Genomic DNA, 12,295 nt, shown 5'->3' on the forward strand with positions numbered 1-12,295 from the left:
GGCCGATTCCGGAGCGCGTACCGTCCTCCCGTCACTGGAAGTCCTCGTAAAGGCCGTTCTCGTTCCCCGCACCACGTGTGTCGGTGATCCGGTGCAGAATCTCGTCCCCCTGCGGTACTCCCACGTCGCTGAGAACGCGTGCCAGATTGACGCCGACGAAACTCCGGTCCTCCGGTGTCAGTGACTGAAGCGTCGTGGCGAGGACGCGTTCCCAACTGTCGCGGTCGGAGAGCAGATTGCGGTGGGTCACCGTCCAGTCGAGTACCTCTCTCGCCTGTTCCGGCTGATGCAGCAACCAGAGGGCCGCCAAGCCCACGGGGCCACCTGCGACAACCTCCCGGTAGAAGCGGTACGCCTCGCGGTGTGCTTCGCCGAACCCTGCCGGCAGGAGGGGTTCCGCACCGGTGCCGGGCGTGGGGAGGAGCGCGGCTGGTGGGTCAAGGAACCAGTAGATGAGGCCGAAGCCGTCGATCGCCTGTGCCAGCCCGGGCGGTGTGACCTCGGTCGTGCCGATGTGCGGCGGTGGCTTTCGCCAGGGGTCGGCGCTGCCGGGCAGGGTGGCGTTCTCGCTGATGTGACCGACCACCAGGTGCCGGGCCCGTTCCTCGGTGATCTGGCTTCGTGCGGCGACGACCGGATCGCTGATCCTCCACACCACCCCGTAGCGGGCAGGAGGCCTCGGCGGTCGGCGTGGGATATCGACCTGGATCCGCCGCTCCGCGACCGAGACCCACACGATGTCGGAGAAGTCCCCCTGCCGCACTGCGCGCGCTGTCGGGCGCGGGTAGCCCCAGTTGTCGACGCCGCCGGGCGGCAGCAAGGCGTCGTCCCCGTCGTGCGCGAGGAACACCAGGGCTCGGTCTGCCGAGGAACCGAGATGGTGGCGAAGCAGCTGCCAGGTGGGCGAGGAGTCCAGGGGCGTGATGACCGGAGCGGTCATGGGGTGAACCCTTCTGCTGGTGGGGATGTACGAGCGCGATGGCGACGCAGGACGAATCGCAGGACGCCGCGGTGGCTCCGTGCCGCGGCGGAGAGTGCGACGAGGAATTGCGGAAGAGCGGACCGCTGCCGTTGCTCCGGATTCCTCTCGATCAATGACAGGCCCGCCGCCATCGTGTCGTGGGTGACGGGGTCGTCCAGAGCCGTGACGACGAGGGCGAAAGCCGCCTCGCGGTGGTTCGCGAGCAGGTCGGCGAGACGCAGGCGCCGTACGCCCGGCGCGCTGGGGCGGGGGAAGGTCGTCAGACACATGGATTCGATGACGTGCACCGCCATGGCGTGGCGTTGTGTGCCCGGATCGGCCTCCTGCCACTCCCGCAGGCAATCAAGGACGAGGGTGTGATTGACATCCTCGGAGAGAAGGGTGCTCAGAGCGAAGGACACCGCAGTGCGCAATCTGTCCGCCAGGTCCTTGTCCGGTTCGTCGAGTACGGCATCCAGGAGTTTGAGGGCGGTGCTGGGACGGGCCAGCCCAAAACTGCCCGCACAGGTCTCGGCCACGGTGCAGCGGAGGGGTACGAGACGTACACGGCTCCACTGCCGTAGTTGCTCCCGTACGGCTCCGGTGAGGGCTGGGTCCTGAACCATCTCCCCGAGCGCGTAAGCCACCAGACGGCGCCGCCAGCGCATGTCCGACTCGGCGAAGGGCCGCAGTTGGCGCAGGGTGTTCGGGCCGGTCGCATGAGCCAAGACCCTTCCGATGGCCTGACCCGCCGCCAACTCGATGCCGGGGTGGTGAGGAGTCTCTTCCAGGGCTCTCCACAGCAGGCGCGCCATACCCTCGTAGTCCAGCCACAGGCAACGGAGCAGGGCGTCCGAACGATGCCGGCCGGAGAAGACGACCGGCTGGACCGGGTAACGCTGCGCAGCTCCAAAACGAGACGGTAGGAGACAGGCGCCGACGGCTTCCAGTCGGTCCTCGAAGGCCGGCCCGAGGACGTTGCGGCTCTGCGGTCGATCCGTGGCGGGCATCGGGCCGTCGCGTTCGTCGATGTGGGGGCGCAGGATCGCGCTGAACTCCTCGATGACCGTGCGATCCTGTTCGGCCAGCAACGAGATCGACGCCATGAGGGAGAGATTGCCGGCCTGGTGACATGATTCCGCCAGGGCTCTGCGAGCCGCCGCGGGACTGCCGGTCTGCAGGTCGTGGAGTACGGATGCGGCGGGTTTCCCATTCGCCACGAGATCGCGGAGCCCCTGCGCTGTGTCGACACCGTCCTGTGGCAGCGGGTGGGCGTGCAGGTGGCTGGCGAAGCTTGCGGAGGCGAGGTGTCTCAGCGCCTCGGTGCTCTGGTCCGGGGTGAGTTCACCGTCCTTGACCATGATGTTCAGGCGCTTGGTGACTACATCGGCCGGCTTCGGCGGACGATGCACGACCTGCCAGGGCGTCGTACCGCCTTGAAGCGCCGTCTCTGCCCGTACCGTAATGACCAGATGAGCACCCAGGCGGCGCAGCGCAGCGGCCAGCTCCATGAGCAAGACTTCGCTGAGCGAGGTGGCGGCCGCCGGGGACAGACTCTGCAGCAGATAGCCGCGCCCTTCCTTGGGGCTCCAGCGCCTGAGGTCGTCCGGAGAGTCCAAGCCAGTGATCCCGTCGACTCCGTGCCGTTCTGCCAGCAGTGCGAATGCGGTGGTGCTCGCGCCTGCGCCGCCGCCGGCCCTCAGCACGAGGATGTGGCTGTCCAGAATCTTCCGGCACTGCGCGTAAGCCAGTGGTTCGACGAATCCGCGCAAGCGCGCTTGAACGTCGGCCGCAGGGTAGGGGCCCTCGCGCAGACGGGGTTTGACGATGCTGTCCGTGGCGTCCTCATCGGGCGGAGCACCCGTGATCACGATGACGTCACCCGTGATTCCGCCCATCACCGCCAGTCCCCGGTCCAGCCGCTGTTGGTTGTCGCGGTAGGAGTTCCCCGGGTCGCGGGCGTCAGCGCGCTGGCCGGGTGGGTCGGGAGCCGTGTCGGCGTCGGCGCTCACCGCTGCTCCCCGCGCTCGCCGACATGCTTGTCGCCCGCCACGTTGTCGCCGCCGCCCCAGTGCTGGTTGGTGCCGCGGTACGAGGTCGAGGAGCCGGTGTATTTGATATCTCGTCCGACGTTCCCCATCACGGCTGCGCCCTCGCCCACGCGCTGCGTGTTGCCGCTGTAGTGCGTTTCGGGTCGAGTCGCCGGGTCCTGTGCCTGGTCGGCAGACGCGTCGGCCTGCTCTGCGAATTCCTCGCGCGGTCGCACACCGGCCTGGATGAGGTTCCCGGAGGGCGACGGGACGTACAGCCATGCCCGCTGCGAGAAGTTCTTCCCCTCCACCGTGGCCGGGACCTCCACACACCGGTCGGGGTGCAGTCCGGTGTACGCGCCGAGCACGGCATCCTCGTACACGCGCTGGGAGATGATCGCCACCAGGTGCGTGACCTCTTCGCTGGCCGCCGCCAGGATGGCCTTGACCGGTCGGGAGTCCAGAAGGCGGTGCGTGTCGTTGCGGGCCGTACCGTTGCCGTCGCCGGGGTTGTCCGCGTCCGGCAGCGGCCCGACGTGGACGCTGGCCCGGAGCCGGATACGGGGGCCTACGCACTGCTTGTTGTACGCGCCGAGGATGTCGTCCAACACTCCCAGGAACGGCCAGAGGACGAAGGGCAGCAACGCCGGGTCGAAGCCGAAAACCACTCCGTCCCCGGTATTGGCCGGAAACCGCTTGGAGTCGCGCAGCTCGTGGAGCCCGGCACGTTCCAGTGCCTGGTCGACGAGTTCCGGGATCAGCTGGCTCACCGGACCGTGCTGCACGGCGGGAAGGCCGGTGAAATCCTTTGCGTCGACGGCGAACAGCGCCCGGTAGGGAGGAAGCGGTCGGCTCTCGGCGTACGGTGCGGGAACGGGCGTGGACATGCGTGATCTCCTCGTGGACGGTGGGGCGGTGACGAAGCCGGCTTCCGGCTTGATTCGAGGTTCCGCCGGGTGGGTCCGTCCAAGTGCACAGCGCAGGGCACTGAGGGGGTGTCCCACGTCACAGCGCGGGCAGGTTCAAACGGCGATTCCCGCTCACCGCACGGATGGGTACGTTCAGCGGGTCGGCAACAAGGGCGGCGCGAGCGGGACCTACAGCGCGGTCATCGCCCAGTCCCGCAGTGCCTGCATGTCCTTGATGACGATCACCTTGCGGGCCGTCTCCACCGCGCCGGACTCCCGCAGTCGCTGCAGTCCGGTGATGACCGCGTTGCGGGTCACTCCGGTTGCCTGGGCGATCTCCTCCTGGCTCAGGCCGGTCAGCCGTACGTCGCCCGATTCGGTTCCGAGCGCCTTGAGTTCCGCCAGTCGCAGGAGCGCCCGCGCCAACCGGACGACCAGCGGAAGGGTCAGCAATTCGGTGCGGTGTGTGTCGGATTCTCGCAACCGGGACAGTGCCTGGCGCATCAAGTCCATGACGAGTCCACGCTCTTCGATGAATCGCAGGAACCGCTCTGCTTCCAGGACGACGGCCGTGCACGGGGTGAGAGCGACCACCTCCGCCGTGCGCGGGGTGCCGTCAAAGACCGACACCTCGCCCAGCAGGTCCCCCGGTCCCCGGAAGGCCAGCCAGCTCACGACTCCGTCCGGTTCCCGGCGCACGACCTTGGCGAGGCCGGCAGTGAGGGCGAGCAGGTGCGTTCCCGCTGACCCCTGCCTCAGCATGACGCTGCGCTCACGAAAGGTGCGGGTCGCTCCCTGCCCCCGTAGCTCATGCCATGCCTCGTCCGACAGCACCCGTCGCCTTCCCCCGCCCACCCCGTACGCGACCACCTCGCCCCCGGCCGACTCACGAGTTCTACAACTGTCCGACCACATCTGAGGCTAGTCGGGCAACTTTGTCCGGTAACGGCTGCTGCAAACGGAGGACGCATGGGCTGGCGGTTCAGCCCCTGGGTGGTTGCGGCTCGGGCTGGGGCCCGGGGGCGGGCTGTTCGGGGTGGGGGTAGGACGGTTGTACGCGGAGGGGGCGGGCTGCCCATTTGGGCAGGTACCAGTTCCATTTGCCGAAGAGGGAGACGAGGGACGGAACGAGCAGCATCCGCACGATGGTCGCGTCGATCAGGATGCCCAGGCCGAGGCCGGTCGCCAGGGTTTTGAGATCGGTGCCGGGGCCGGAGGCGAGCGCGGCGAAGGCGAGGAAGAGGATGAGTGCGGCGCTGGTGACGAGCCGGCCGGTGCGGCCGATGCCCTCGATGACCGCTTCGTCGGTCGAGTGGCCGGCGTCGTACTCCTCGCGGATGCGGGAGAGGATGAACACCTCGTAGTCCATGGACAGTCCGAACAGGAACGCGAAGATCATGATCGGGATCCAGAACGTGACGGCTCCGGTGGCGGCGATGCCGAAGATCGCGTTGGAACCGTGACCGTTCTGCCAGAAGAGCACCATCAGGCCCAGGGTCGCCGCCAGGGAGATCAGATTGAGCAGCACCGCCTTCAGCGGCAGCAGCAGGGAGCGGAAGGCGCGCACGAGCAGGATGTACGTGAGCAGCGCGATGATGGTGAGCATCAGGGGGAAGTTGCCGTAGACGGCGTGCAGGAAGTCGATCTGGGCTGCCCCGATGCCGGCGACACCGCTGACGCCGGGGAAGTTCGCCGCGGTGCTCTTGACCCGTTTGACGACGTCGACGCTCTTCGAGTTCACCGTCTCGTGGTCCGGGATGACGACGACGATGCTCTGTCCGTCCCGGTTGCCGGCGGGCCCGGCCGGCACGAGGACACTGCTCACCCCGTCGATCTTGGCCAGCTCGGCGGCGACCGGTTTCGCCTGGTCGGTGCGGACCAGGACCTCCATCGGGGTCAGCGCGCCGGTCGGGACGCCGCCGCGCTCCAGGGTCTGCAGGGTGTCGTAGGCCGAGCCGTTCTTGGCCAGCGATTCCGAGGAGGCCAGGCCGATCTTGATGCCGAAGAAGACGCCGACCAGGACCCCGAGCGCGGCCAACGCGGCGCCGGCGGCGATCCAGCGGCGCCGTACCACGGCGGCGGTCCAGCGGCTCCAGAACCGGCTCGCCCGGTTCTCGTGCCGGATCTTCGGCCAGTCGACCTTCGGCCCGATGCCGCCCAGGATCGCGGGGGTCAGGGTGAGCGTCGTCATCACGCTCGCGAGCGGGATGAGCGCCCCGCCGTAGCCCATGCTGCGGAGGAACGGGACCGGCAGGACGACGAGGGCGAGCAGGCCGATGGCCACCGTCACACCGCTGAACACCACCGCATGACCGGCCCGTTCCATCGCGACCACGACGGCCTCGTGATTGTCCCGGCCGCGGTCGCGTTCCTCGCGCCAGCGGGTGACGAACAGCAGCGAGTAGTCGATCGCCACGCCCAGGCCGATGAGGGCGACCAGGAACTGCACGATGAAGGACACATCGGTGGCGTAGGTGAGCGGCAGCAGCATCACGAAGGTCGCGAGGATCGACACCGCGGCCACCAGCAGCGGCAGGAAGGCGAGGAACGAGGCGAAGACGAAGGCGAGCACGGCGAGGGCTCCGACGGCACCGAGGAGCGTCTCCCCGAGCACCCCCGGCCCGCCGCCGTCATTGCCCCCGGAGGCCAGCACGTCCTGGCCCGTCACCCCGACCGTGGCGCCGGACGGCAGGGCCTTCTGTACCGCCGCTTGGATCGGATCGGTCAGCAGCTTCTGACTCGGCGACGGGTTGAACCGGTAGAAGACCATCGCATAGGCGGTCCGGTCGTCCTTCGTCCTGAACGCCTTGTCGCCGGTGTTCGCCTCGTCGATCACCCGCACGTTCGGGACCGCGGTGCCCGCCGCCGCGAAGGCGCGGCCGACCTCGGCCTCGTGGCCGGTGATCGTCTGCCCTGCCGGGAGCGTGACCGAGACCAGATACGGACTCGTGTCGCCGCCGCTGCCGAAGGCGTGCTCGATCTTGTGCGCCGTCACGGTGCCGGGCTGACCCGGCAGCGAGAAGTCGATCGTCAGCCGATCCGTCGTCCGGCCCGCCAGCAGCACGCCGGCGACCAGCACGAGACCCCAGAACGCCACGACCGCCCTGCGATGCCGCAGCACGAATTCGGCCCACCGACGCATGCCCGGTCCTCCCGCACGCCGTAAGGTGCCCGAGCTCAGCCCTCGGTCCCTTTCCTCTGTTATCAGACAGATTTGCACACTTTGAACCACACGGCAGAGCCTGCGGGCCGAATGACTGTTCCCGTGACGCCTTCCCCGTCGGCCTACGCCACACGGTCGGCGCGCCTTCGGGCGAATGTCGGGCCGTTGGCGTGGCAGGGCGGGGCTCCGGTGGTACGAGCCTGGAGATGTCCAGGCCATCGCATCCGCAGTCCGGCAGTCCGGACCCCGTCGCGCCGTCCGCCGGGCGCGGGCACCGGATCCGTAAGGCGTCGCGCCAAGCGCTGCGCGGCTTCGCCCCTCCTCCGGCCGGCAACCCGGTCGGCCGGCGCCCGGCGTCAGGCTCCGGGCCTGGTGGTGAGCCGCGAGTGTTCCCCGCTCTGCTGACGGCTGCCGCGTACGCCTGGCGGATCCTCGTGGTGGGCGCCCTCGTGTACGCGGTCTTCTCCGTGCTCGGGCGGTTCCACGAGATCACCGTGGCGGTCTTCCTCGGCCTGGTCATCACGGCGATGCTCCGGCCGGTGACCGACCTCCTGGAGCGCTTCCTGCCACGACCGCTCGCCGTCGCCGTGACCCTGCTCGGCAGTATCGTCCTCGCCCTCGGCGTCCTGGCCCTGGTCGGCGGGGCGGTGGCGGGAGAGCGCGCCGGGCTGGACCGGGAGTTCCGGGCGGGCGTCGACAGGATCGAGCTCTGGCTCCAGCGGCCGCCGTTCCGGCTCAACCCGGCGGCACTCACCGATGTCCAGTCCCGGATCGGCCAGTTCCTGTCCAGCCACCGGTCCACCCTCATCAGTACCGCGGTCAGTGGCGCCGGCCGGCTGGTCGAGGTCCTCACCGTGTTCGCGCTGGCCCTGTTCTCCTCGGTCTTCTTCATCCACTCCGGTGACCGGCAGTGGGGGTGGTTCTGCGATCAGCTTCCGCCGGCTGCCCGGGAACGGGTGATGACCGGGGGCCGCGCGGCCTGGCGGACCTTTACCGGCTACACCCACGGCATCGTGCTGGTGGCCGCGATCAACGCGATCCTGGTCGGCGTGGCCCTTTTCGTCCTCGGCGTGCCGCTCGCGCTCCCGCTGGCCCTGCTGGAGTTCTTCGCCGCGTTCATTCCGCTGATCGGCTCCCCCATCGCGCTCGCCGTCGCCGCCGTGGTGGCCCTGGCGGCCAAGGGCCCGTTGATCGCGGCCATGGTCGTCGCCCTCATCGTGATCATCGGGCAGATCGAGGGCCATCTGCTGCACCCGATCGTGATGAGCTGGGCCGTCCGGCTGCATCCGGTGGTGGTCGCGTTCTCGGTCATCGGCGGCGCCGTCGCGGCCGGCGTCATGGGCGCCGTGGTGGCCGTACCGCTGGTGTCCGTCCTCTGGTCGGTCCATCAGGCGCTGCGCCCGGCGGGCGAACCGGGTCCGCCGCGGAACCCGGCCCCCGACGGAGGGCGGGAATCCTGAGTTCCCGCGGGTCGGTGCGCCCGCCGATCCAGCGGACGACGTGCCGGCGCGCCGCCGGTTCCTTCCACGGTTCCACGGGCGGTTGACGCGACCGCACGGCGCTTCCCCCATCGGGGTCGTCAGACGGGGTGCCGAACCAGGCGGCGAGCGCTTCGCCACGACGGGAAGCCGTGAACATTACTTACGCAATCCTGACGGATTCCTGCCCGTTTCCGCGCTACGGATCACCCGCGGAATCCATTCCTCCGCGGCGGCGCAGCTGCCGGCCGGAGTGAAGAAACCTCAGTTCAGGCGGGGTTGGGGCAATGGTGGGGCGGTGGCACCGCAACACAGCCCGGGTGCGCGGAAACGGGCGCGTGACGGGCCGATCGTGCCCGTTCCGGCGCTTGGCAGCCCATCGGGCGCGGGCGATGCCGGCGCCGCGGTCACCGGCACTACGTACCATCTTCGACCATACGTACGGTGTGCGTGATCCACACGCACACCGGGCACCGGATGTGCCGGACCGACAGGCCGTGCACCCACACCCTCGCTGGACGTATCGATGACGCGGAGACCGACCCGGCCGACCACCGGGACGGAGCCGTCGTCACACAGGAAAGGACTGCAGGTACACACCATGCAGATGTCTCCCACAGCCCTGCCGGTGGAATCGCACGGGGACGTGCCGGCAGTGTCCTGGAGCAAGGTCTTCACCGGCCGGGTGGCCGAACTGCGGCTGCTGGGGGAGCTGATGCTCAGCGATGGGCGCGGCTGCTTCGTCGTGTGGCTGCACGGCATGGCGGGCGTCGGGAAGAGCACCCTGCTGCGCCGGTTCGCCGAGGAGGCCGAGGCGCACGGCCGGGTCACCCGCAGTGTCGATCTGCGGCACTCGGACCCGACGCCGGAGGCGTTCCTGGCCGCGCTGGAGGCGCAGGGCGGGCCGGCGGGCGCGCAGGTGCTGCTGATCGACTCCGCGGAGTCGCTGGGCCCGCTGGAGCGGTGGCTGCGCGACGTGTTCCTGCCCGGCCTGCCGTCGCGCCCGCTGCTCGTCGTCGGCAGCCGGCTGCCGCCGTCCGCCGAGTGGCGCACCGATCCGCAGTGGTGGCACGCGCTGCGCAGCGTGCGGCTGACCGGGATGAACGATGCGGAGGCCGCGCTGCTGCTGCGCAACCGGGACGTCGACGAGGCCGAGGTCCCGGGCATCGTGCGTGCCGCGCACGGACTGCCGCTCGCGCTGGCGCTGTTCGCCGACGCGCGGGGACAGTCCATGGGTGCCCTGGAACAGCGCTGCTTCTGGGAACTGCGCGACTCCCCCGACCTGGTGGCCGAACTCCTGCGTCTGATGCTGCGCGAGAGCCTGTCGCTGTCCCGGATCGACGCCCTGCACGTGCTGGCGCTGGCCCGGGTCACCACCGAGGAGTCGGTACGGCACGCGCTGGAGGTGCCGCCGGCCACGGCGCACGAGCTGTACACCTGGCTGTGCGGCCTGTCGTTCGTGCACAGCACCGCGGAGGGACTGGTGCCGCACGAGTTGATGCGGGAGGCGCTGCTGGCCGATCTGCGGTGGCGCGGACCGGAGAAGTACGAGTCGCTGTTCGGCCGGCTGCACGGCCAGTTGACCGAGCGGCTCGGACAACGGGCCGGCGACCGCTGGGCGTCCGGTGCGGGGCTGGCCTATCTGGGCCGGACGAACCGGGTGGCGCGGGAGGCGGTGGACTGGCGGGGCGCGGACCGGATCCGGTGGCGCGCCGCCCGCCGGGAGGACCTGGACGGGGCGGTGGCCGCGATCGGGAAGGAGCACGGTGTCGCGGCCGGCGCGCTGGCCCTGCGGTGGTGGGAGTACCAGCCGGCCGCCTTCACCGTCGCCGAGGACGGCCGCCGGCTCGTCGGCGTGCTCGTCGCACCCCTTCTCGAGCCGGGCGCCACGCGGCTGCCGGACGACCCGGTGGCGCGTGCCGCCCTGGAGCGTGCGGACGGCCGGTCGCCGCTGCGGCGTACCGAGCGGCTGCTGCTGGCCCGCTGGAGCACCGGCAGCGCGGCGGCCGTCTGTTCGGCGCTGACCACGCTGTGGGCGACCACGCCCGGCCTGGCCGTGAGCTGGACCTGTACGGGCGGGGAGCAGTCGGCGCTCGCGTCGCTGCTCGCCCTGTACGGGCAGCAGCGGACGGCGCCCGCCGACGGACCCGACGGCGAGCGGGTGCTCCCCTTCGTACAGGACTGGCGCGGCGCACCGTTCGACCGCTGGGCCGCGACGCTCCGCTTCCGGCTGCTGAGCGATGAGCCCGCGTGCGCGCTGGCGCCGACCGCCGCGCTGGTGGAATCCACCATGCCGTGGCCGGAGTTCGTCGACGCCGTCAAGCACGCCTACCGTAGTGTGCGGGACCCCCGGCTGCTCGCGGAGAGCGCGCTGCTCGGCACCCGGCTGGTGGCGCCCGGCGCGGACACGACAGCGCTGCGCGAGGTGCTGACCGAGACGGTGGCCCAACTGCGCGCGTATCCAGGGCAGCGGCAGTTGGGCGATGTGCTGGAGATCACCTATCTGGGCGGGCCGCGCAGCCAGCAGGCCGCGGCCAGCAGGGCCGCGCTGTCCTTCAGCACCTACCGGCGCCGGCTCTCCACGGCGCTGACGAAGGCGGCGGAACTGCTGCGGGAGCGCGAGCTGTACGGGCCGGTGCCGCGGTGAGGCGGTCCGAGCACTGCTCACCTCGTGCTCATCCCGTGCTCACCCCGCTCGGGGAACGGCCGTCACCGGACCCCCGGTGGTTGACTGGCAGGCCCGGGGCAGGGCCGGACGGATGCATATGAACGATTTCTCGCGAGTTGGGGACGGGCGTTGAGTGAGACCGAGCAGGACGACGCGAAACGGCGGCAGCGGGCGCGGTTCGTCGACGCGCTGACGAGCACCGCCCAACAGCCGGGCGAGCGCTCCCGGCTGGGCATCCGGGTCGCCGGTGCCACCGCGGTGCTGGCGCTGGTGGCGGGCGGCACGCTGGGAATGGGTGCCTGGCGCAGCTATCAGGCGGACGCCGACGCCAAGGAGCAGAAGCTGGCCTTCGAACAGGCGGCGGCGCTCAAGAAGATCCCGCAGTCCCCGGCCCGGCCGGCCACTCCAAAGCCCACGAAGCCGGCAGAGCCGGCGCAGCCCACCGGCCGTGCGGAGGCCCCGGCCCCCTATGCCGTTCCGGCCGCCCCTCCTGCGAAGCCTTCGAAGGAGGGCAAGCCCCAGGCCGAGAAGAAGGCAGCGCCCCGCCCCATGGTGCTCTCCGACCGGTCAGGGGTGCTGCTGAGCAACGCGGCCACCGGCATGTGCGCCGACCTTCCGGGCACCGGCCCCGGGCAGTACCAAATGATGCTCATCCAGAGCCACTGCGACGGCACCGGCGCGGACAATCAGCAGTGGAACATGCAGGTCCACCGCGGCGACACGGGTCCTGGCGGCGCCTCGCTCGTCCTCTTCGTCAACGCCAAGGACGGCCTGTGCATAGACGTGCCGGAGCGCGTGCCGAAGCCTGCGCGCACCCAGATCCAGGAGGCGAACTGCCATTCCACCGTGGAGGACAACGAGTTGTGGTGGCTCGACCCGGTCGGTGACGGCACCGTCAGGATCCGCAACTACATGAGCAACCAGCTGTGTCTCGCGATCTGGGGCGACAGCCCGAAGACCGCGAGTTGGGTGTGGATGGACCGGTGCGACGCGGACCGCGACAGCCTCTGGCGGCTGATCTGACCTGCCCGAGCAGGCAGGCAGGCAGGCACCGGACCATGCGCGACGGCCCCGGCGGAATCCTCCG

The 12,295-nt window shown here is 70.2% G+C and carries 8 protein-coding genes; 3 read left to right on the plus strand and 5 right to left on the minus strand.

The genetic code is table 11. The features are described from left to right. Positions 1-31 precede the first annotated feature (31 nt). The 5 genes from LNW73_RS02785 to LNW73_RS02805 all read right to left on the minus strand — a co-directional run bounded on the left by LNW73_RS02785 (position 32) and on the right by LNW73_RS02805 (position 7,041). Complete coding sequence (locus LNW73_RS02785) at positions 32-940, minus strand: hypothetical protein (protein WP_250988722.1); 909 nt, start codon at positions 938-940, stop codon at positions 32-34. Next, positions 937-2,973, minus strand: coding sequence for a hypothetical protein (locus LNW73_RS02790; protein WP_250988723.1), 2,037 nt, complete (start codon positions 2,971-2,973; stop codon positions 937-939). Before LNW73_RS02790 ends, LNW73_RS02785 begins: the two co-directional genes overlap by 4 nt. Next, entirely contained in the window at positions 2,970-3,878 is a 909-nt protein-coding gene (locus LNW73_RS02795) for a hypothetical protein (protein WP_250988724.1), read from the minus strand. The genes LNW73_RS02790 and LNW73_RS02795 overlap by 4 nt, the downstream gene beginning before the upstream one ends. Positions 3,879-4,088: 210 nt before the next feature. Beyond that, positions 4,089-4,769 carry a Crp/Fnr family transcriptional regulator gene (locus LNW73_RS02800; RefSeq protein ID WP_308407630.1) on the minus strand — a complete coding sequence of 227 codons (681 nt, stop codon included), beginning with the start codon at positions 4,767-4,769 and terminating at the stop codon, positions 4,089-4,091. 112 nt (positions 4,770-4,881) lie between these two features. Continuing rightward, complete coding sequence (locus LNW73_RS02805; protein ID WP_250988726.1) at positions 4,882-7,041, minus strand: MMPL family transporter; 2,160 nt, start codon at positions 7,039-7,041, stop codon at positions 4,882-4,884. Between the two features lie 407 nt (positions 7,042-7,448). On the opposite strand from LNW73_RS02805, the gene LNW73_RS02810 reads away from it, so the two are divergent. From LNW73_RS02810 to LNW73_RS02820, 3 genes are all read left to right on the plus strand, one after another. Beyond that, positions 7,449-8,522 carry an AI-2E family transporter gene (locus LNW73_RS02810; RefSeq protein ID WP_250988727.1) on the plus strand — a complete coding sequence of 358 codons (1,074 nt, stop codon included), beginning with the start codon at positions 7,449-7,451 and terminating at the stop codon, positions 8,520-8,522. A 625-nt stretch (positions 8,523-9,147) separates the two neighbouring features. Continuing rightward, complete coding sequence (locus tag LNW73_RS02815; RefSeq protein WP_250988728.1) at positions 9,148-11,187, plus strand: hypothetical protein; 2,040 nt, start codon at positions 9,148-9,150, stop codon at positions 11,185-11,187. A gap of 150 nt (positions 11,188-11,337) precedes the next feature. Further along, complete coding sequence (locus LNW73_RS02820; protein ID WP_250988729.1) at positions 11,338-12,231, plus strand: RICIN domain-containing protein; 894 nt, start codon at positions 11,338-11,340, stop codon at positions 12,229-12,231. The last annotated feature ends 64 nt before the right edge of the window (positions 12,232-12,295 follow it).

It is taken from the genome of Streptomyces sp. RKAG337 (assembly GCF_023701715.1).
Classification (GTDB): Bacteria; Actinomycetota; Actinomycetes; order Streptomycetales; family Streptomycetaceae; genus Actinacidiphila.